This window comes from Actinoplanes sp. 13, from assembly GCF_056134165.1.
The window spans coordinates 95,774-112,838 of the sequence record NZ_JBVYOQ010000024.1 but is presented as its reverse complement, the minus strand read 5'-3'; the positions used below and the strand labels follow the sequence as shown (position 1 = coordinate 112,838).

The window sequence follows — 17,065 nt, the reverse complement described above, 5'->3', positions numbered from 1 at the left end:
AAGCGGGTCATCGGCCAGGAAGACGCGGTGCAGGCGGTGTCCAAGGCGATCCGGCGCACGCGGGCCGGGTTGAAGGACCCGAAGCGGCCGTCCGGTTCGTTCATCTTCGCCGGCCCGTCCGGTGTCGGTAAGACGGAGTTGTCGAAGGCGCTGGCGGAGTTCCTGTTCGGTTCCGAGGACGCGTTGATCCAGCTGGACATGTCGGAGTTCCACGACCGGTACACGGTGTCGCGTCTGGTCGGTGCCCCTCCCGGTTACGTCGGTTACGACGAGGGTGGTCAGCTGACCGAGAAGGTGCGGCGCAAGCCGTTCAGTGTGGTGCTGTTCGACGAGATCGAGAAGGCCCACCCGGACGTGTTCAACACGTTGTTGCAGATCCTCGAGGACGGCCGGCTCACCGACGGTCAGGGCCGCATCGTCGACTTCAAGAACACCGTCATCATCCTGACGACGAACCTCGGGACCAGGAACGCCACGAAAGCCGTGCAGCTCGGGTTCCAGACGTCGGAGGGCACCGAGAGCAGCTACGAGCGGATGAAGATCAAGGTCAACGACGAGCTGAAGCAGCACTTCCGCCCCGAGTTCCTCAACCGCATCGACGACACGATCGTCTTCCACCAGCTGCGCGAGGACGAGATCCTGCAGATCGTCGACATCTTCACCGCCCGCATCGAGGCGCAGCTGAAGAACAAGGACATGGGCCTCGAGCTGACCGACAACGCGAAGAAGTTCCTGGCCACCAAGGGGTTCGACCCGGTGATGGGCGCGCGGCCGCTGCGCCGCACGGTGCAGCGGGACCTGGAGGACCCGCTCTCCGAGCAGATCCTCTTCAACGAGCTGCGCCCCGGCCAGACCGTGGTGGTCGACTGCGGGGGCACCCCGGAACAGCTGGTCTTCCGCAGCGCGGACAAGCCCGCCGCGGGTCAGGAGGAGGACGCCGACGCGACGGTGCCGGTGACCGAGTGACACGTCCGGCGAGCGTGGTGGCTCACTGCCCGGCGAGCACGATCAGCTCGCCGGGCGCGGCGGCCGTGAAGATGCCGAGGCCCTCGATCTGCACGCGATAGGCGACCGGCGGACCGGACGCACCCCACACCGCCGCGACGATCGCGGCCGTGCGGTTCTCGTGCGGGCTGACGAACATCCGCACCCGCGTGCCGGGCGCATGGCCGTCGTTGGCGGCGATCAGCACCGCGTCCAGGATCTGCTGGACACCACCGAAAGGCGGCTCCCCCGGCCAGGAGTGATGCACGAACGCGGCCAGCTCGTCCCGGTCCGCCTCCAGGAAGTCGCGGGCCCGCAGGTCCAGGGCCGCGCACACCCGGTCGACGGCGGCCTCGTCGGCGGTCCGCGCCAGCTCGGCGGCCTCGGGCATCAAGCCCGGCGAACGGCCCGCCACCTCCGCATAGACCAGCGACAACAGCTCGGCCCGGCCCGGACCGGAGTAGAACGGCCCGACCCGCGATCCGGGCCGGCCCCGGGTCGGCGGGAACCGCTCCACCAGACGCTGCGCCCGGCCGGACGGGATCAACCCGGCCCGGCGGGCGTCGTCCCGGCGCTGCTCGGCACTGCGGGTGTCCCGGAGAGCGGTGGCCGGGTGCACGGTGCGGCCCTGACTGGCGATGCTCTCCCCCGGCCGCAGCCCGGCGGCCTCCAGCTGGCGGGCGGCGACCGAGTAAGCCACGCCGGCCCGCGCGGCCTGGGCGCGGATGGCTCGCTTGCGGGCCCGGCCCCGGCGCGGGGCCCGGCGTCCCTGCTCATCGGAATCCCTGCTCATCGGTCATCCTGCCTGCGGCCGGTAAAGCCGCTGCGCACCGCCCACTGCGGATGATATCGCCGCGTACGACCGGGTGCATGTCCCGCTTCGCCGATCGCCGGCGCCGTGATTCCCGTCGCGCTGCCGCTCCGGGTTGCCGCGGCCGGACCTACGGACCGGTAACGTCGGGGAGCGGAACAGCGGGGATCGACGGGAGAGCGGCATGACGACGCGGTACGTCGCGATCGGGGACAGTTTCACCGAGGGCCTGGGCGACACCCAGCCGGACGGGACCGAGCGGGGCTGGGCCGACCTGGTCGCCGCCGGCATCGCCGCCGGTGAGAACGAGACCATTCAGTACGCGAACCTCGCCATCCGCGGCCGGCTGCTCGAGCCGATCGTCACGGAGCAGCTGGACGCGGCGCTCTCCCTGTCGCCGCGGCCGACGCTGCTCTCGCTCAACGGCGGCGGCAACGACATGCTGCGCCCGGGCGGCGACCTGGCCCGGCTGGTGCGCCTGACCGAGCAGGCGGTGCAGCGGTGCACCGACGCGGGCGTCCGCGTGCTGCTGCTCAGCGGCGCCGACCCGTCCGGCCACCTCCCGATGGGCAGCCGGATGCGGCCGAAGGGCGCCGCGCTCACCGCCGCCGTCCGCGACTTCGCCGACCGGTACGACGTGGTCTTCGTCGACATGTTCAACGACCGGGAGATCCAGCGGCGTGACTACTGGTCGGCGGACCGGCTGCACCTGAACTCGGCCGGGCACCGCCGGGTGGCCGGCAAGGTGCTCACCGCGCTGGGTCATCCGACCGAGGCGCACGTGGTCGACCCCGGCCCGGCGACACGGGGCGGGCTGCTCGCCGAGGCGAGGTACTACCGGGAGTTCGTGCTGCCGTGGATCCAGCGGCGGCTCGCCGGCCGGTCGTCCGGCGACAACCGCACCGGCAAGTACCTCGACTGGGTCCCGATCCCCGCCACCGTCTGACCCTCCCGTGCGCCGCGGGTCAGGTGAGGGGCAGGACGCGGGCGATCTTGATCGAGGTGCTGCCGCTGCCGGCGGCGGGGTAGGCCGCACTGCCGTCCGGACAGGCCTTGAAAGCCTGGTAGGCGTGGTCCCTGACCTTGATGGTGAACCGGCCACCGACCGCCTTGCCGGTGCCCGAGTCGTAGACCTGCCCGGCCATCGCCGAGCCCGCCGCCAGGTCAGCAGCATCCGCCCGGCGCCGTACGCGACCAGGTGCGGATGCTGCGACACGGATCTCTTCGATCGTCTAGCGTCGATGCCACCACCGGACTGACATCCCCGAGAGGTCTATCGATGAAACGATTCATCGCGCTCGCCGCCCTGCTCGTCGCCGCCGTCCCCCAGGCTGCAGCCGCCCCCACCGTCACGCACGTCTCGACCACGGTGCTGACCACCACCGGGCGGACGGCGCTCACCTACACCGGCTACATGAACGGCGAGTCGTTCCAGCAGGACGGCATCGTCACCCACGCCGGCCGCCAGTACGCGGCGTTCTGGGACCAGAGCGGCCACGTCAACATCTCCCGGCGGCAACTGCCCTCCGGCGCCTGGCAGAACGTGCGGCTCACCGATTACACGACCACCTCGACCGATTCGCACAACACCATCAGCATCGGGATCGCGCCCGCCGACGGCACCATCCACCTGGCCTTCGACACGCACTCCTCACAGTTCCGCTACCGCAGGTCGGTCGCGGGCCTGGCCACCTCCGCCGCCTGGTCGGCCGGCAGCTTCGGCGCGGTCCAGAACACCCTGGCCGGCACCACCATGTCGGTCGTGACCTATCCGCAGTTCGTCACCCACCCGGACGGCAGCCTGCAACTCGCCATCCGCACCGGGTACAGCGGCACCGGCGACGAGGTGCTCTACGAGTACCGGTCCGGCGCCTGGAGCCGCGTCGGCGAGTTCATCGACGGCACCACGGCCGGCAACAACGCCTACCTGTTCGGCATCGAGTACGACAACTACGACCCGGCCGCGCCGCTGCTGCACGTCACCTGGACCGTCCGGGAGACCTCGAACGCGAGCACCAACCACGACCTGTACTACGCCTACAGCAAGGACCGGGGCCGGACCTGGCGCAACAACGCCGGCACGGTGGTGGCAACGACCGGGTCCAGCCCGCTGCGCTCGGACGCCGCGGGCCTGCGGGTGTGGGGCATCGGCCAGAACCGCGGCCTGATCAACCAGGAGTCGCAGGTGGTGGACGCGGGCGGGGTCGTACACGTGCTGGCTTCGCATCTGCCCGCGTCGGCGGCGAGCAACACCGATTTCACCGCTGCACGCAATGCGGCCGTGCTGGTGCATTACTGGCGGGACAAGGCGAGCAAGGTGTGGCACCAGACGTACACGCCGTTCCTGGAGCGGCTGTCCCGGGGCGACATAGCGGTCGACGCCCGGGACAACCTCTACGTGGCCAGCGGCGACTCAACCACCCGCAAGCTGCACATCCAGACCGCGTCGAAGGCGTCCGGCTGGACCGACTGGACGATCCGGTACACGTCCGGGGCGATCTACTACTCCGACCCGCTGATCGACCACCAGCGGCTGAGGTCGCTCGGCACGCTGAGTATCTTCACGCCCCGGTACGGCGGCAGCCAGATCGACGTGCAGGACTGGGCCGTGAGCGGACCCTGATCACCAGGCCGGGTTGACCGTCCCGGCCGCGGCTCCCGGCACGGCAGTCTGCGCGCGCAGCTCGGCGAGCGCCTGCCGGGCCTGGACCGCACCGTCGGCGGTGAGGTGGTAGAACCGGCGGGCCGGCCGCCCCTGCGCGGACGGGTCGATCTGCTCCCAGCGGGCGTCCACCCAGCCGGCCTCCTGCAGGCGGTGCAGGATCGGATAGAGGCTGCCGCTGGCGAGGCCGGTCGCCTGCATGATCTCCAGGCCGTACCGATCTGCGTCGGGCTCCGCGAGCAGCGCGGCCAGGACCCGGGCCGTCGGTATGGTGATCCGCATCCCGCCACTGTATCTGGACTCTATATAGGGTCGAAACCGAGCCTTTCTGCGAGGATCTCCGACGTGAGAGCCTCAGGAAAGATCCTCGTCGTCACCGGCGCCGGCAGCGGCATCGGCCGGGCCGTGGTCATCGAGGCGGTCCGGCGTGGCGCCCGGATCGCCGCCGTGGACCTGAACGGCCAGGGGCTCGCCGAGACGGTGAAACTCGCCGGCCCGGAGGACGCCGTCTCGGTGCACGAGCTGAACGTCGCCGACCGGGCCGGCGTCGAGGCGCTACCCGGCCTGGTGACCGGCCGGTGGGGCGCGGTGGACGGCCTGATCCACTGCGCCGGGATCATCCAGCCGTTCCTCCGGATCAAGGATCTCGACTACGAGACCATCGAACGGGTCTTCGCGGTCAACTGGTCCGGCACGCTCTATCTGACCAAGACGTTCCTGCCGGTGCTGCTGAAGCGCCCCGAGGGCCACATCGTGAACGTCTCCAGCATGGGCGGGTTCCTGCCGGTGCCGGGCCAGGCCGTCTACGGCGCGTCCAAGGCGGCCGTCAAGGTACTGACCGAGGCGCTGCACGCCGAGTGCGCCGGCACCCGGGTCCGGGTGACCACGGTCTTCCCGGGCGGGGTGGCCACCAACATCAAGGCCAACTCGGGCGTCGAGACGGCAACCGGCGACCGGCAGCCGGCGGGACGGGTCACGACGCCGGAACAGGCCGCCCGCGACATCCTCGACGGGATGGAGCATGACGCGTACCGGGTCCTGACCGGGTCCGACGCCCGCATGATGGACCGCCTCTACCGGCTCAGCCCGCGCCGCGCCGCGGGCCTCATCGCCACGAAGATGCGGGACCTGCTCAAGAGCTAGATCCGGAAACGCCCGATCACCTGCTGCAGTTCGGCGCTGATCCCGGCCAGCTCGGTGGCGGTCGCGCTGGCCTCCGCCAGGTTGGCGGTGGTGCTCTGGGTCGCGCTGGCGACGCCGCCGATGGTGCCGGCGATGTCGGTGCTGCCCTGCGCCGCGTCGCCGACGCTGCGGCTCATCTCCCCGGTGGTCGCGGTCTGCTCCTCGACCGCCGAGGCGATGGTCAGCTGATAGTCGTTGATCCGCGCGATGATCTGCGAGATCTCGCCGATCGCGGCCACCGCGTTGGTGGTGTCCGACTGGATCGCCTCGACCCGCCGGGAGATGTCGTCGGTGGCCCGCGCGGTCTCCTGCGCCAGGTCCTTGACCTCGCTCGCCACCACCGCGAACCCCTTGCCCATCTCACCGGCCCGGGCCGCCTCGATGGTCGCGTTCAGGGCGAGCAGGTTGGTCTGCTCGGCGATCGCGGTGATCGTCTTGACGACGTTGCCGATCTCGGCGCTGGACTCGCCCAGCTTCGACACGGTGGCGTTGGTCATCTCGGCGACGCCGACCGCCTCGGACGCCACCCGGGCCGCCTCGTTGGCGCTCTCCGCGATCTCCCGGATCGAGACGCCCATCTCTTCGCTGCCGGCGGCGACGGTCTGCACGTTCGAGGACACCGTGCCGGCCGCCGCGGCGACCGCGTCCGCCTGCGAGGACGCCTGCCGCGCCGACTCGCCGATCCGCTCGGTGGCGCCGCTGAGCCGGTGCGTGCTCTGCCCGAGGACCTGCGAGCTGGCCGTGAGCTGGCCGACCATGTCGCGCAGGCCCTCCCGGGCGGTGTTCACCGCCATCGCCATCCCGCCGAGCTCGTCGCGCACCTGCACCTCGGCCAGCACCGTCAGATCACCCTGGGCGACCGCGGCCAGCGAGGTGGAGACGCTGCCGAGCTGGCGGAGGATGACCCGGGCCATGAACGTCGCCAGGGCCAGCCCCAGGAGCAGGGCCACCACCACGAAAATGATCATTTGGGTACGGGCACTCTCGTACGTGTCCTGAGCCTGCGCGGCCATCTCGCCCGACTCGACGTCCTCGACCCGCTGCAGCTCCTCGATCGCCGCCTTGAGATTGTCCTGGGTCTGGATCCACACCGAGGTGATCTCGGCCGCGGGCGGCATCTCGAAGCCGGCGGGCGGCGCTTCCTGGAACAGGGCGACGTTGCGCAGGTTGCGGAAATAGGTGAACTCGTCCTCGACCTTCTGCGCCGCCGCCGTCCGCTCCGCGGAGCCGGCCGCGAGCGCGCGGTACCGGTCGACCGCGGCCAGGAAGTCAGCCTCGGAGTCCTTGAGCGCCTCCCGCGACGCGTTCTTCGCGGCGGCGGGCTGCGACACCGCCCAGCCGAACATGTGCGAGGCGTCGTCGGTGGCCGCGCCGCGCAGGGTGCTGAGTTGCACCAGCGCGTCGACGTGCTGCTGCTTCATCCGGGTGACCCCGTCGTTCAGCACGCTCATCCGGTTGATCGCCAGCACCCCGACGGCGAGGGCGACGATCGCGATGGCGACCACCGAAACGTAGATCTTGGCACCGACGCGGAAGTCGGCGAGCCGTCCCGTGAGCGGGCTGCGCTGCACGGTCACCTGGATGTCGCCCGTCCTCATGACAGGTCCTTCGGCACGTTTCGCCCATTAATGAGGAGTTACCGCTTCGAGCCATGGTGTAACGCTCACAAGTGACGCCTTCTTGACAAGAAAGTTACGGGCATCAACACTGCGAAACAATCCATCCCCAGCAATGTTAACGCTAACCCCAGAGGGATCAGATGCGCCGAAGGATCACCACCCTCCTCACCCTCGCTTTCCTCGTCCTCACCTCCTGGTCGCTGGCCGTCCCCAGTCCCGCGGCCGCGCTCGACCCGCTCACCGGTTACCTGATGGCCCACTTCATCGGGGAGTCGGCCCGCGGCGAGCAGATCTATCTCGCGCACAGCCGGGACGGCCGCAACTGGACCGACCTGAACAACGGCGGCCCGGTCCTGCTCTCCACCATCGGCACCCAAGGCGTCCGCGACCCCGCGCTGGTCCGCTCCCCGGCCGGCGACCGGTACTGGATCATCGCCACCGACCTGCGGATCGCCAGTGGGACCTCGTGGAGCGACGCCGCCAACCGGGGCAGCAAGAACCTGGTCGTCTGGGAGTCCACCGACCTGGTCAACTGGTCCGCACCCCGGCTGCTCAACGTGGCCGGCGGCATCTCCGGCGCCGGTGACGCGTGGGCGCCCGAAGCGATCTGGAACCCGGCCACCGGGGACTACGTCGTCTACTGGGCCACCAACTCGGCCCTGAACGGCGTGACCAAGCACCGGGTCTGGTACGCCCGGACCAGCGACTTCCGCACCGTCTCCGCCCCGCAGCTCTACATCGACCGGGGAACCGGCCAGGGCATCATCGACACCCAGATCGTCGAGGTCGCGAACAGCGCCGGCGGGTACCGCTACTACCGGGCCTCCGCCGACGGGCAGATCACCATCGAGGGCAGCAACGCCATCCTGGGCTCCTGGACCCGGATCGGCGACCTCCAGCACCTCGGCATCTCCAACGGCGCCACCGGCGGCAACGTGGTCGAGGGCCCGATGTGGGCGCAGACCAACGGCACCAACGAGTGGAACCTGTGGCTCGACCAGTACGCGACCGGGCGCGGCTACATGCCGGTCACCTCGACCAACCTCGGGAGCACCCAGAACTTTCGGACCCGCACCGACTACAGCCTCGGCGCCACCCGCAAACGGCACGGCTCGATCCTGAACCTGACTGCGGCCGAGGAGAGCCGGGTGCTCGGCAAGTGGGGCGCCTCGACGCCGGTCAACCGCATCCAGTCGTACAACCAGCAGACCCGGTACGTGCGCCACGCGAACTACGACATCAGGATCGACGCCTCGGTGAGCCCCGCCCAGGACGCACAGTTCCGGGTGATCCCCGGATTGGCGAACCCGAACGGGTACGTATCCTTCGAGTCCGTCAACTTCCCGGGCCATTACCTGCGGCACTACGGGTACGACCTGGTCCTGGCCCCGAGCGACGGCACCAGCACGTTCGCCGCCGACGCGACGTTCCGGCGGGTGGCCGGCCTGGCCGACAGCACCTGGTCGTCGTTCCAGTCGTACAACTACCCCACCCGCTACCTGCGGCACTACGACTATCTGCTGCGTATCGACCCGATCAGCACCGCCACCGAACGGGCCGACGCGACCTTCCGGCTGACCAGCTGACAAAGACCCGGGTTGTCCCGGATATACCCTCGGTACCTGTATTGAGACGATTGGCGGGTCTCGTCGCCTGGCCCTGGGGAGGCCGTCATGAGGTTCCGCCGTCTCGCCGCCGCCGGCTCGCTCACCGCTCTGCTGCTCCTCGCAGCGTGCGGCAACGAGCCGGCGGCGAACACCGCCGAAGAACCGGCCACCGCTCCGCACGCCTCACACAGCGGCGGCTCCGCGCCTCCGCCCGCGCCGTTACGCGCCGGCGAACGGTTCGTCGACATCGGCCTCGACAAGCCGTACGAACCGGCCGCCCCGAACGGCGGCACCGACGAGTACCGGTGCTTCCTGGTCGACCCGCAGCTCACCGAACCCGCGTTCCTGACCGGCAGCCGCTTCCTGCCGCAGAACGCCGCCATCGTGCACCACGCCATCTTCTACCGGCTCGGCCCGGAGCAGGCGCAGGCCGCCACCAAGGTGGACGCCGACTCCCCCGGCGAAGGCTGGACCTGCTTCGGCGACACCGGCGTGCAGGGCCAGACCGCCTGGGTCGCGCACTGGGCGCCCGGCGCCGGCGAGACCCTGATGCCGGACGGCTTCGGCTTCGAGATGCCGCCCGGCAGCAAACTCGTCATGCAGATCCACTACAACCTGCTCGGCGGCACCGGCGGCGACGCGGGCGACCAGTCCGGCATGCAGATGCGCCTGGCCCCCACCGACACCGCACTGAAGCCGCTCGCCACCGGCCTGGTGATGGCCCCGATCGAGCTGCCCTGCGAGCCCGGCGGCACCGGCCCGCTCTGCGACCGCGCAACCGCCGTCGCCGACGTCGAGAAACGCTTCGGCGCCGAGTCCCGCGGCACCGTCGACCAGCTCCTCCAGTGGTGCAGCGGCGGCACACCCAAGCCCGGCAACACCCAGAGCTGCGACCAGCCGATCGAGGAACCCGGCACCATCCACATGGCCGCCGGCCACATGCACCTGCTGGGCCGCGCCATCAAGGTCGAGCTCAACCCCGGCACCGCGAAAGCCAAGACCATCCTGGACGTCCCGCAGTACAACTTCGACAACCAGGCCCTGATCCCGCTCGACGAGCCCATCCCGGTCGCCAAGGGCGACAGCATCCGCGTCACCTGCACCCACGACGCCACGCTCCGCGAGAAACTGCCGCAGCTCAAGCAGCTCCCGTCCCGCTACGTCGTCTGGGGCGAGGGCACCAGCGACGAGATGTGCCTCGGCATCCTGGTGATGTCCCCCGGCGCCTGATCCGTCCTCGACGCCCGGCGCGACCTTCTTCCGGTCGCGCCGGGCGTTTTCGCCGGCCGTGTCACTCCGGCGGCTCGGTTTCAGCCGTCTCCCGTGGCTGCTCCGGTTCGACGGCCGGCCGGTGCTGGAACGAGCGGACTAGATCGGCCACCCGCTGACGGTCGGCCTGCCGCAGCACCCACTTCGCGATCTCCTTGCGGGGAACGCCGCAGGCGCGCAGGACACCCGCCATGATCAATAGATAAACCGGATACGCGAAAAGCACCACGCCGACCGTCGGCACTGACAGATCGTCCCACATGACGGGCATCCTCAGCCCGCGCCGACCAGACGCCCGTTCGCCCGCTGCCGGGCCGTGACAGGCGGCGGGACCAGGCGAACAACACCGAGCACCATAGTTGACTCCCCCTTGGCGAAGAACGTCAGGAGGGTAAGAAGTCTGGTGGAAAAGCAATCCTTCCGATCGCTCTCCCCGGCTGGCGGGGCAGCTACCTCACCCTTACCACTCAACGGTAGGTACGCGGGCGGCCGGGTCAGCCGACGGTGCGCCAGTAATACGGCGTCGCCGGGCAATTCTTTGCGGAGCCCTGCCATCGGGTTATCGTCAAGTGTCGTTTTCTGTCGTTTCGACGATCGTTGCAGGAGCTGATCACATTCGTGAGCGCGAGTGCGAGCCAGTTCGAATCGGCGCGGGACCGGATCGAGCGCGCATTGCGACACCTGGGGCGGCTCACCCATGGTGAGCCGCTCGAACTGTTACGTCACGCTGTCGACGTGCCGGCCAGCCAGACCGGACGGGAGCTGGCCGCGCTGACCGAGCCGGCCGCCGTGCTCACCGACTGCACCGCGGAGGAACGCGCCCAGGCCGTCTGGCGGCTGATCCAGGAGGCGATCGTCGCCCCCGATGTCGGCCCGACCACCCAGTCGCGGCGCCGCCGGGCACTGTACGCCGCGTTCCGGCTGACCGATCCGGACATCCATGATCCATGGCGGGCGTCGCTGCACGATCGATTCAAACAGCTTGCCCGCCTCTCCATGGTGTTCAACCACCCGACTACCACGCAGCCGATGGAGATGGCCTGGCGACGCGGCGTCCGGGCGCTGGCCGCCTATCTCGACGACCGCTTCCGGACGCTTGACAAGCCGGAGGCTTGGGCACGGTACCGGCCCGGCCAGGTCAGACCAGATGAGTCATTCAGTGGCTGGCCGGTCTACTTCGGCGAGCCGAACGATCCCCGATCATTCTTCCGGGAACCCTCACCCGGGGCCCAGCCGCTCTTCGTGAGCCTTTTCGTGACCACGGTCTTCATGCGGCGACGGGCGGTCTACCGCCGGATCACCGAACGCCTGGTCACCGCACGACAGGACAATGTCGCCTATTACACGGCCCGCGGCTTCGCCGGTAAACCGACGCGGATCAACTACATGCCGGTACAGGCTCTCTGGGGATGCACAGCCGAGTTCGTCCGGACCGCCGGTCCAGGCCGGCCCGCGGTCACCCGACTCTGGTTTCCGGAGCCTCTACGAGAGGGGGAGCACGCACATTTCGCCTCCGAGGTGATCGACGAGAACATCGAGGAGGAGCGTTACTGGGTCGATGTCGAGGTTGACCACTACGGCATTGCCCGCGGCCAGGTGGCGTATGGAGGGTTGGTTCCGGTCAGCGGTCTGACCATCCGCATCCGGTTCGACGACGGTCATGTTCCTGAGGCGGTCTGGTGGTATGCGGAGGCCAACGAGGCCGAACGCTACGACCGACCGCCGGAGGGCGACCCGCGGCTTCTCCGGATCATCGGCCGCGATGTGCAGTTCACCTTCACCGACCGACCCTGCCAACCGCGGGAACATTACGGAATCGCGTTCGCATGGCCGGCCGCGGAAACGACAGAGACCACACGCTGAAGCGTGTGGTCTCTCTGGTCTGCGCGGGCGGATTCAGTTTCCGCCGCTGCCACCTTCACCCTTGGACACAGTGACCCCTTCCTCGGACGAATTTATTCTGTCTGAGCGACCGTTGGATGCTAGAGCATGGCCGATGATCTACAGAAAGCGGATTCACCCGAAGTCTGGCAGCTCATTCGGCGATCCCGCAGGGACACGCCGAATGCCGGGTGACACGCGCTAATCGCGGATCTGCATGCCCAGCCCCATCGCGACGGTGATCGCCTGGTCCACCGTGATGATCGCGTTGCGCACCTGGGCGCCCGCCGGGTCCAGCGCCGACAGGTCGCTGCCCCGCAGGTCGGTCCCGGTGAAATCCACCCCCGCCAGGGCTGCCCCCGACAGGTCCAGGTCGCGCATCGTCGCACCCTGGCAGCGCGCCCCCGTCAGGTCCGCCTCCCGCATCCGCAGGCCGGTCAGGGTCGCGCTGCTCAGGTCGGCCCGTTGCAACCCCACGAACGACCAGTCCCCGCCCTCCGCCGTCATGATGTCGAAGGTGCACCGCTCGAAGACGCTGCCCACCATCTTGCAGTTGGTGAACGTGGCGTCGAAGAACGTGCAGTTCACGAAGGTGCAGTTCAGGTACGCCACGTCGACCTGCTGGGAGCAGTTGAACCGGGCGTCGCGGAACGTGCAGCCGGAGAACTCGACGCCCTGCACGTCGGTCTCGCACAGGTCGAGGTCGGGGAACGTGATCCCTTCGTGGCTGCGCAGTTTCGACGCCCCCGCGTCCCAGTCCCTGGTGGTGACATAGCCCGTCATGGGGCTGAGTCTCGCATCAGCACGCCGATGGCAGCCATCGTGATCCGGCGCCCGGCGAGGCGGCCGGTGCCGACCAGGAGGCGGTTGGCCCGGCCGGTCACCAGGCTGGGCGGCGGGTTACGCCGGTCGAGGGCTTTCAGCGCCGCGTCGACCACCCCCGGTCGGGCCGCATCCGCGGGGTGCCGCCGGCGGCGCCCTGGCCGGCGACGGCGAAGAACCCGGTCTCGGTGGCGCCCGGGGAGAGCGCCATGACGCGCAGGCCGGTGGCCGACTCGTATCACCTCAGCCTGGGCAGCACCTTCGCACCGAACGCCTCGATGAACGGGCCCAGGTCCTGGCCGACGTGGTGCAGATAGATCCGGTCGAAGCCGAGGGCGGCGTAACCGCGCAGCAGCTCGACGTGCCGTTCCAGGTCGGCGGAGATGTTCACGACCTCGGCGACCTGCTCGACGGTCACCTTCTCGGAGACCACGTCGAATTCCTTGTCGGTGGCCAGGTCCCAGCAGACCGGCGGCGGGAAGATGTTGCTGCGCCACTGGTCGTGGGCGATCCGCTCGGCCTCCGCCTGGCTCTCCGCCCAGCTCAGGTGCACCTGGAGGCAGATCGGCCCGCGACCGCCCGCACCCCGGTACGCCGCGATCATCTTCTTCAGCTGCTCCTCGGGGGCGTTGACCGTGACCAGGCCGTCGGCCCACTCCGCGCACCAGGCGGCGGTGGCCGTGCTGACCGCGGCGCCGATCAGCGGGGGCGGGGTCTCCGGCCGGGTCCAGATCCGGGCGCGGTCCACGGTGACGAGACCGTCGCGGGACACCTCCTCGCCGTTCAGCAGGTCCCGGACGACGTCCACGCACTCGCGCAGCCGGGCGTTGCGCACTTCCTTGCGCGGCCACTTCGCACCGGTGATGTGCTCGTTGCTGTATTCGCCGCTGCCGAACGCGGTCCAGAACCGGCCCGGGTACATCGATCCTAGCGTGCCGATCGCCTGCGCGATGATCGCCGGGTGGTACCGCTGCCCGGGCGCGTTCACCACCCCGAACGACAGGTTGGTGGCCTGCAGCGCGGCGCCGAGCCAGGACCAGGCGAATCCCGACTGGCCCTGCCTCTCGCTCCAGGGCGAGAAGTGGTCGGAGCACATGGCGGCGTCGAAGCCGGCCCGTTCGGCCGCGATCACGGCCTCCAGGAGGGCGCCGGGCGGGATCTGCTCGTGCGAGGCGTGGATGCCGTACTGGGTCATGGCCCCTGAGTTACCCACACCGCCCGGAGTCAACTCCGGGGAACCCGGGGCAACCCGGCGTTCATCCGCGCCTTGTCCCAGACCTCGTACTCGTCACCCTGGTAGGTCCACGGCCAGAGCGGCTCGTCACCGCCACGTTCCAGGTGCCGGCGGGAAAGTTTGACGTCGCCGCGGTCGTTGAAGACGAAGGCGAAGGCCTGATGGGCGGCGGCCGACGAGGGGTGGGCGGCGTAGGCGTCGGCGCCGGCCATCAACCGGTCGGCGGCCTGGTCCACCTCCCGCTTGACCTCCCGCCGGTTGAAGTAGCGGAGCACCACGCGCACCCGGGTGAGCAGGCTGCCCGTCATGCCGAACCGGACGTACTCCTCGACGTGCGCGAGCGGGATCAGCGCGTGCAGCGGGTGCCCGGGCGGCGCGGTCTCGCTGCGTTCGCGGGCGAACGCGAAGCACTGCTCGCGGCTGCCGTGCCACTTCGCGGTGAGCGTGACCAGGCGCAGCCGATTCGCCTGGTACGACACGTCGCCGCCGCGTTTGACCAGCTCCGCCCACATGTCGTGGGGCTCGCCCGGGTACATCTTCGCGGCCATCGCGCAGCTCATCAGCTCGTGCCAGGGCGCCGGGTCGTCCGGGAGCAGCTCGGCGGCGCGGCGCAGCGACTCGCGCGCCCGGGTCATGTGGTGCAGCAGGCCGTCGACCTGTTCCCGGCTGGTGTGGTCCATGGTGGCGGCCCCGCGGGCCTCCCACGCCATCGTGTTCTGCAGGGAGCCGACGAGCAGCCAGAGGTCGGCGTTCCACGGGTCCTGGCCCAGCTGGGCCTCCAGCAGGGGCAGCCGGGACAGGGTCCGCTCGTCGGCGATCACACCGACGGCGTGGATGCGCGCCTCGGCGTCGCCGCGAGAGGCGGCGAGCAGGCTCAGGGCGGGAGCGGTGTCGCCGTGCTGCAGGGCGGTGCGGGCCTGGCGGTAGGGGTCGCCGTGCCAGTGTGGGCTCGCGGTCATCTCACCTGTTCCGAATCCGTGCGGGGTGCGGCGGGTAGCCTACGCGATCCACCGGTCGCGCCGCGGGAATCGACGGACGTTCACAGTGTCGTGGGATCCTGGAGAGATCTACGGAAGGATTCGCGTGGACCCGTTCGCAACCGTCACCCTCGGCTCGACCGGGGTCACCGTCACCCGCCTCGGCATGGGCCTGGCGCCGATCGGTGGCCTCTATTCCGCGGTCGGCGACGCGACCGCGGCGGCGGCGGTCGACGAGGCCTGGCGGCAGGGTGTGCGGTTCTTCGACACCGCGCCGCTCTACGGGTCCGGGCTCTCCGAGCGGCGGGCCGGCGCGGCTCTGCGGGGCCGGGAGCGTAAGGCGTTCACCCTTTCCACCAAGGTCGGCCGCCGGCTGGCGCCGGGCGCCGGGCAGGACCGGTTGTGGGCCGAGCCGGGCGAGGTCGTCCCGGTCTGGGATTTCACCGAAGCGGGGGTACGCGCAGCGCACCGCGAAAGCCTCGAGCGGTTGGGCCTGGACCGGGTCGACGTGCTGCACCTGCACGATCCGGACGAGCACTTCACCGCGGCGGTGGCCGAGGCGCTGCCGGCCCTGGTGGAGTTGCGCCGCGAGGGCGCGATCGGAGCCGTCTCCGCCGGCATGAACCAATCCGCGATGTTGACCGACTTCGCCCGTACCGGCCTGTTCGATTGTCTTCTGCTCGCCGGGCGTTATTCGTTGCTCGACCAGTCCGGGCTGGCCGATCTGCTGCCGGAGTGTGAGCGCCGGGGCATCTCGGTGATCGTCGGCGGGGTCTTCAACTCGGGTGTCCTCGCCGATCCACGCCCCGGCGCGTCGTACGACTACCGGCCGGCCCCGCCCGAGGTGCTGGCCCGGGCGCAGGCGATGGCCCGCGTCTGCGACCGGTACGCCGTACCCCTGCGCGCCGCCGCCCTGCAGTTCCCGTTCGGCCATCCCGCGGTGGCGGCCGTGCTGGTCGGCATGCGGTCGCCCGAGGAGGTCGCCGACGCCGCCGCGATGGCCCGGGTGGAGATCCCCGGCGCTCTCTGGCGTGACCTGGCCGACGCCTGGCTGCTCGATCCCGCTGTCCCGGTCCCGTGACCGTGGTGGCCGAACTCTCCGGTCCGATCACCGAGGCCGGTCCGTGCAACCGATGGGAGCTTCGATGAGATACCTGCGGGTCGGCCCGCCCGGCGCCGAGCGCCCGGTGCTGTACCACCAGGGCGCCCTGCTCGACCTGTCCGGGGTGACCGCGGACATCGACGGCGCCTTCCTGGCCGCCGGCGGCTTCCGGGGCGACCCGGGCGACCTGCCGCCGGCCCGGGTGGACGGCAGCCGGATCGGCCCGCCGGTGGCCCGGCCGGGGTCGGTGCTCTGCATCGGCCAGAACTACGCCGCGCACGCCAAGGAGTCCGGCGCCGAGCCGCCCGAGGAGCCGATCCTGTTCTACAAGGCGCCGAACACGGTGGTCGGCCCGGAGGACGACATCCTGCTGCCACGTGACTCGGTGCGCACCGACTGGGAGGTCGAACTGGGCGTGGTGATCGGCCGGACCGCCCGCTATCTCTCCTCACCCGCGGAGGCGCTCGGGCACATCGGCGGGTTTGTGATCTCCAACGACGTCTCGGAGCGGGATTTCCAGCTCAAGCGCTCGGGCGGGCAGTGGTCCAAGGGCAAGTCCTGCGAGACGTTCAACCCGCTCGGGCCGTGGCTGGTCACCCCGGACGAGCTGACCTTCCCGCTGCGGCTGCGGTCGTGGGTGGACGGGCAGCCCCGCCAGGACTCCACCACCGAGGACATGATCTTCGACGTCGGGTTCCTGATCTGGCACCTGTCCCAGTTCACCGTGCTGGAGCCGGGCGACCTGATCAACACCGGTACGCCCGAGGGGGTGGCCCTCTCCGGCCGCTTCCCGTACCTGCGGGCCGGCGACGTGGTCGAGATGGAGATCGACGGGCTGGGCCGGCAGCGCTGCGTGGTGAAGGGATGAGGTGCCGGCAGGCTTAATTCCGGCTTAAGTTCCGGCTCTGTGGGAAA

17 protein-coding genes are annotated in these 17,065 nt (G+C 70.1%); 9 read left to right on the top strand and 8 right to left on the bottom strand.

Annotation, left to right across the window (positions count from 1 at the left end):
- A partial coding sequence (locus tag AC0NH5_RS33330; RefSeq protein WP_474410918.1) for an AAA family ATPase occupies positions 1-966 on the top strand: 966 nt, incomplete at its 5' end.
- Between the two features lie 22 nt (positions 967-988).
- On the opposite strand, the gene AC0NH5_RS33325 is transcribed toward AC0NH5_RS33330, so the two are convergent.
- Positions 989-1,777 carry a hypothetical protein gene (locus tag AC0NH5_RS33325; RefSeq protein WP_474410917.1) on the bottom strand — a complete coding sequence of 263 codons (789 nt, stop codon included), beginning with the start codon at positions 1,775-1,777 and terminating at the stop codon, positions 989-991.
- A 202-nt stretch (positions 1,778-1,979) separates the two neighbouring features.
- Here AC0NH5_RS33325 and AC0NH5_RS33320 point away from each other — a divergent pair, with 202 nt between their 5' ends.
- Entirely contained in the window at positions 1,980-2,741 is a 762-nt protein-coding gene (locus AC0NH5_RS33320) for an SGNH/GDSL hydrolase family protein (RefSeq protein ID WP_474410916.1), read from the top strand.
- 19 nt (positions 2,742-2,760) lie between these two features.
- On the opposite strand, the gene AC0NH5_RS33315 is transcribed toward AC0NH5_RS33320, so the two are convergent.
- On the bottom strand, positions 2,761-2,940 hold the full coding sequence (locus AC0NH5_RS33315; protein ID WP_474410915.1) for a hypothetical protein: 180 nt from the start codon (positions 2,938-2,940) through the stop codon (positions 2,761-2,763).
- 134 nt (positions 2,941-3,074) lie between these two features.
- Here AC0NH5_RS33315 and AC0NH5_RS33310 point away from each other — a divergent pair, with 134 nt between their 5' ends.
- Positions 3,075-4,418: a BNR repeat-containing protein gene (locus tag AC0NH5_RS33310; RefSeq protein WP_474410914.1), complete on the top strand. Its 1,344-nt coding sequence runs from the start codon at positions 3,075-3,077 to the stop codon at positions 4,416-4,418.
- On the opposite strand, the gene AC0NH5_RS33305 is transcribed toward AC0NH5_RS33310, so the two are convergent.
- Positions 4,419-4,739, bottom strand: coding sequence for a PadR family transcriptional regulator (locus AC0NH5_RS33305; RefSeq protein ID WP_474410913.1), 321 nt, complete (start codon positions 4,737-4,739; stop codon positions 4,419-4,421).
- 63 nt (positions 4,740-4,802) lie between these two features.
- Here AC0NH5_RS33305 and AC0NH5_RS33300 point away from each other — a divergent pair, with 63 nt between their 5' ends.
- Entirely contained in the window at positions 4,803-5,600 is a 798-nt protein-coding gene (locus AC0NH5_RS33300) for an SDR family NAD(P)-dependent oxidoreductase (RefSeq protein ID WP_474410912.1), read from the top strand.
- Here AC0NH5_RS33300 and AC0NH5_RS33295 read toward each other — a convergent pair.
- The gene (locus AC0NH5_RS33295) at positions 5,597-7,237 is read right to left on the bottom strand and encodes a methyl-accepting chemotaxis protein (protein WP_474410911.1); all 1,641 of its coding nucleotides are present in this window, start codon (positions 7,235-7,237) and stop codon (positions 5,597-5,599) included. The genes AC0NH5_RS33300 and AC0NH5_RS33295 overlap by 4 nt on opposite strands.
- Positions 7,238-7,398: 161 nt before the next feature.
- Between AC0NH5_RS33295 and AC0NH5_RS33290 the strand changes: the two genes are divergently transcribed.
- Together AC0NH5_RS33290 and AC0NH5_RS33285 are read left to right on the top strand one after the other, a co-directional pair.
- Entirely contained in the window at positions 7,399-8,844 is a 1,446-nt protein-coding gene (locus tag AC0NH5_RS33290) for a glycoside hydrolase family 43 protein (protein ID WP_474410910.1), read from the top strand.
- Between the two features lie 87 nt (positions 8,845-8,931).
- Positions 8,932-10,095 (top strand): monooxygenase, encoded by a 1,164-nt coding sequence (locus AC0NH5_RS33285; RefSeq protein ID WP_474410909.1) that lies wholly within the window; start codon positions 8,932-8,934, stop codon positions 10,093-10,095.
- 61 nt (positions 10,096-10,156) lie between these two features.
- Here the strand turns inward: AC0NH5_RS33285 and AC0NH5_RS33280 are convergent, their stop codons facing one another.
- Positions 10,157-10,396: a hypothetical protein gene (locus AC0NH5_RS33280; protein WP_474410908.1), complete on the bottom strand. Its 240-nt coding sequence runs from the start codon at positions 10,394-10,396 to the stop codon at positions 10,157-10,159.
- Positions 10,397-10,731: 335 nt separating this feature from the next.
- On the opposite strand from AC0NH5_RS33280, the gene AC0NH5_RS33275 reads away from it, so the two are divergent.
- Positions 10,732-11,997, top strand: a complete 1,266-nt coding sequence (locus AC0NH5_RS33275; RefSeq protein ID WP_474410907.1) for a hypothetical protein — start codon at positions 10,732-10,734, stop codon at positions 11,995-11,997.
- Positions 11,998-12,216: 219 nt separating this feature from the next.
- Here AC0NH5_RS33275 and AC0NH5_RS33270 read toward each other — a convergent pair whose 3' ends face one another.
- The 3 genes from AC0NH5_RS33270 to AC0NH5_RS33260 all read right to left on the bottom strand — a co-directional run bounded on the left by AC0NH5_RS33270 (position 12,217) and on the right by AC0NH5_RS33260 (position 15,030).
- Positions 12,217-12,798, bottom strand: a complete 582-nt coding sequence (locus tag AC0NH5_RS33270) for a pentapeptide repeat-containing protein (RefSeq protein ID WP_474410906.1) — start codon at positions 12,796-12,798, stop codon at positions 12,217-12,219.
- A 277-nt stretch (positions 12,799-13,075) separates the two neighbouring features.
- Positions 13,076-14,032 (bottom strand): TIGR03885 family FMN-dependent LLM class oxidoreductase, encoded by a 957-nt coding sequence (locus AC0NH5_RS33265; protein WP_474410905.1) that lies wholly within the window; start codon positions 14,030-14,032, stop codon positions 13,076-13,078.
- Between the two features lie 29 nt (positions 14,033-14,061).
- Positions 14,062-15,030: a hypothetical protein gene (locus AC0NH5_RS33260; protein ID WP_474410904.1), complete on the bottom strand. Its 969-nt coding sequence runs from the start codon at positions 15,028-15,030 to the stop codon at positions 14,062-14,064.
- Positions 15,031-15,154: 124 nt separating this feature from the next.
- On the opposite strand from AC0NH5_RS33260, the gene AC0NH5_RS33255 reads away from it, so the two are divergent.
- Entirely contained in the window at positions 15,155-16,129 is a 975-nt protein-coding gene (locus AC0NH5_RS33255) for an aldo/keto reductase (RefSeq protein ID WP_474410903.1), read from the top strand.
- 64 nt (positions 16,130-16,193) lie between these two features.
- Positions 16,194-17,018, top strand: a complete 825-nt coding sequence (locus tag AC0NH5_RS33250; protein ID WP_474410902.1) for a fumarylacetoacetate hydrolase family protein — start codon at positions 16,194-16,196, stop codon at positions 17,016-17,018.
- Positions 17,019-17,065 lie beyond the last annotated feature (47 nt).